Source organism: Desulfobacter sp. UBA2225 (assembly GCF_002348205.1).
In the GTDB taxonomy this organism is placed as follows: Bacteria; Desulfobacterota; Desulfobacteria; order Desulfobacterales; family Desulfobacteraceae; genus Desulfobacter; species Desulfobacter postgatei.
In genome coordinates this window covers 1-2,980 of the sequence record NZ_DDYV01000312.1, presented here as the reverse complement: position 1 = coordinate 2,980, position 2,980 = coordinate 1, and the positions used below count along the sequence as shown (strand labels likewise).

General features: G+C 52.4%; 3 protein-coding genes. All 3 read right to left on the bottom strand.

Features of this window, described 5'->3' with window-relative positions; all coding sequences use genetic code 11:
- Positions 1–407, bottom strand: a 407-nt coding sequence (gene cas1 / locus B3D59_RS16235) for a CRISPR-associated endonuclease Cas1 (RefSeq protein ID WP_286822160.1), incomplete at its 3' end; no start/stop codon positions are given.
- Positions 408–423: 16 nt separating this feature from the next.
- Positions 424–2,058, bottom strand: coding sequence for a CRISPR-associated primase-polymerase type A1 (locus B3D59_RS16230; RefSeq protein ID WP_286822159.1), 1,635 nt, complete (start codon positions 2,056–2,058; stop codon positions 424–426).
- 36 nt (positions 2,059–2,094) lie between these two features.
- On the bottom strand, positions 2,095–2,898 hold the full coding sequence (locus B3D59_RS16225; protein WP_286822158.1) for a hypothetical protein: 804 nt from the start codon (positions 2,896–2,898) through the stop codon (positions 2,095–2,097).
- Positions 2,899–2,980: the final 82 nt, after the last annotated feature.

Below are 2,980 nucleotides of genomic sequence, written 5' to 3'. Positions count from 1 at the left end.
GCTGCGGCAGACCCCAGCCGGGCCTCCTTGTAATCCCTGCCTCGACGGGCTAAAAACATGGCCATGTTATCGAGTTTGCCTGCAACAATCACCTTCATAACCGCCAGTTTGAAAACAGGGTCTTCCAGTTTTAGATACTGGGCTTTGCGCAGTGCCACATGCTTATGTTCGTCGATCATGAGCCTGGCCCGAAACCGGCCGGTGGGTGTCAGAAAAACGGTTTCCACACGGTTTTTGATTAAAAAATCCATCATCGAACCGCTTAAGGAAATATACCCGGTCAATACCAGTTTTTCCAACCCTTTGGCGGGCAAAGACTCCAGCACCTGGCCCTTTTTAACAATATCCAGGCTCTCTCCGTTTTTTCGGATATATGCACCCTGTTCCACCACATAAAGCGTTTCCATGGGTTACCCTGTCCCGTTATTTTAAAAAACGTTCAAGTTGAATAATGGCGGTTTTCATGTTCATGACCGCGTCCGAAAGGTTTTCAATTCTTTCGGATTTCGCGGGATTACCGTCTGAGATAGAGGCCCATGAAGCCAGATGGATCAGGGCATGCAGATAGCCGGTCTTGTCAGGTTCAAGCCGGCAAAAGTCCCTGTCATAACCGGTCAGGGCATGGATCCGCCGGCAGCCCAGCGGTGTTCCCCTGACACGGCTGAGCTTATAGTCCACCAGATGGGGGTTGTATTCCGGATCACAGGAAAGCAGATAGTGCAGCATGTGTTTCCCCCGGGGCAGAAACCCCAGGGTCTGGAACATGATTTTTTCTTCCCGGACCCCGATGCTGTGGCGTTCCCGCACAAGGGCGAACAGTCGGCCCAGTGCCGGGCATTTTTTTCCCAGTTCAAAAAGATCGGGAAACTTATCGCTCAGTTCCTTCATCCCCGGGTGCAGAACCACGCAGGCGCCGCCGGCTGACTTTGTTTCACATTGAATCCGGCCCGGATCTGAACGGGGAACATCCCTTAAAAATTTCAGCTGGGCCTCAATCTCCCTTTGGGAACATTTTGTGAAAAAAGAGCGCCTGCCGGTCTGTCGGTGGATTCCAAGAGGCAGCTTGACCAGATTACCCAGACCCTTGCCGGACAGGTGATCCTGCTTGGGAAATACCTCCAGGGTGAAACAGGAAAGATCCGGGCCCAGATGATCGCATATGGCGGTTAGTGCCTGGCGGATCCGGGCGGCTTTGACCGGTGTTTCCATGAAAAACCAGAAGTGATAGCCCTTTCCGCCGCTGAATTCGATCACGGGAAACAGGCCCATATCCTGTGCGGCATCCGTGATTGCGGATACCATATAGGCGCGGTCCTTTCGGATGTCATTCCGGGCTTTTTCCGCTACCTTGCCCGTGCATTGCCGCAGGTCCGGCACCAGGTCTGCATCAATGACAGCGCACCGGACCATGGCATCCGTGTCCATCAGATAAAATCCGTATGTTTTGACGCCCTTGAAATGATCTTCCAGATCCTGCGGGGTGACCATCCGCCTGACCGGAACATAGCCGGATGTGCCCTGCTGTTTGTCCGCCCACTGCCGCGCAAACACATCGGTCCGGCTGAAAAACAGATCCATGAAGTGTGCCACCAGCGCCTGCCTGGTATGCATCCGTTCAAACGGTTCAGCAGCCTTTTCAGGATCAAATACCGGACTTTGGGAGGCCTGGGTGATATCCTGTCGTATCCAGGACATGACCTGTGCTTTGTCAAGAATGCCTGACGCCTGCCGGACTGCGGATGCCAGCGCTTCTTTCCTGTCAAGGATATATAGAAGCTCAATGCGGGCTTGCCACGCCGGTTCATATTCCGGATCTTTAGCGGTCAGGTTTGTGTAGATATCAAGGGCCGTATCCACCATGCCGGCAATCTGGGCAAGCCCGGCCCATTCAAGGGCCATGGCCGGAGTCAGCTTGTTCCAGGTGGCCTTTTTCCCAAGCACTTCCCGGCATTTTGGATTTTCATTATCCCTGACAAGGGCCTGGCCGATGCGCTTGAGCAGAAGCGTGTAATCCGTACCGCTCTGACCCGTGACTATTTTCTGTGCCTTTTGTTCCATGACTGCTCTTTTTCCTTTGGCGTTGGTTTAATCGTCTCAATTTCGAATCATGACCCTGAGCTTATCCAGGTTGGGGTAGAACCGGCTATGAGCTTCCAGTTCGGTTAAAAGCCGGTCCGCCTTCTGGGGTTGACCGGCTTTAAAGGCACACAGACTCTGCCAGAATCTTATTTTTTCCTGCTGCCGTTCCGCCCTTTTTTCGTCGGTCATACGTTCCCAGTTAAAGCAGGCGATTTCAAATTTTTCCAGGCCCGGCCCGGGCTTGTTTTCAATCTGGGAAAAAAGCATCCCCTCTCTGTAAAAGTTGGTAATGCCGTCCGGGCGAAGGTCCTGGGCCTTTTCAAAATGTTCATGGGCAAGGGCGATACGTTGGGTTCGGGCGTCACCTGCCAGAAAAATTTTTTTGTTTTTTGCGGCATACAGAGAATTATAGGCCGTATAGGCCAGGGATGACCGGGACATAAAATTATCCGGTTCGGCGCGGACACACACCAGCAGTTCTTTAATGGCATCATCAAAGGCGCCGGTCTGTCCCAGAGCAAAGGCAATCTTCTGGCGCACCGGGATATCCGCACCTGCCCGGATAAGATCCGGCAGCTTCTCTTCCACAGGATGGTAAAGGCTTAAAATATCATCCCACCGGTTGTTTTTGGACAGCTCCTCAATATCGGCCAGGACCCGGTTCCGGGATTTTTTGATGAACTCCCCTTTTTGAACGCCAAACAGATCCTGGTCGGAAAACAGCTCTGCCTGCCTACCGGTGCAGGGGGTACCCATTGGTGCCGGTGGTTTGCTTTGGGGGGATTGAATAATTCTTGCTGCGGCCTGAAGTTTTACCATGATCGCCTCCTTTGGGATTTTCGATTGTCTGAGAATCTATACGGAGGCGAATGGGAGTTTTTTAATATGCTGCTATTTTAAA